Below are 382 nucleotides of genomic sequence, written 5' to 3' on the forward strand. Positions count from 1 at the left end.
GGTCGACCCGCTGACGTTCGTGTCTCCACGGACGCAGAGGCAGACGACACCCACAAATATGCGAGCACCGTCGGCGGCACCGCCGAACCACTCGCCACGCACTGATTGCTCTCGACCGCTGTCACTCACCCGTGGAACACTGGAAGCACTCTGCAACCAAATATTGATCCAGTGAGTGAAAGGGGACACCTGTGTCCACAGCAATCCGTTTCGATCCCGAAGCCGCCGCCAACGCGCTCCTCGCCGAACAAAGCGAACGCGAACGCGTCGTCCGCGACCTGGCCGCGTCCTACGGCGACATCCTCCAACGCGAACAGGACCTCGACACTGCCCGCGCAGAGCACCTGCAGCTGCGTGTCCGCGCCAGCGAGTTCGGCATCAC

General features: G+C 63.4%; 1 protein-coding gene. It reads left to right on the plus strand.

Annotated elements, in window-relative coordinates; all coding sequences use genetic code 11:
- Positions 1-191: 191 nt before the first annotated feature.
- Positions 192-382 (plus strand): hypothetical protein (locus IO33_RS45390; protein ID WP_037687509.1); only part of this gene is annotated, 191 nt, incomplete at its 3' end.

The sequence above is a fragment of the Streptomyces durhamensis genome (assembly GCF_000725475.1).
Lineage (GTDB): Bacteria > Actinomycetota > Actinomycetes > Streptomycetales > Streptomycetaceae > Streptomyces > Streptomyces filipinensis.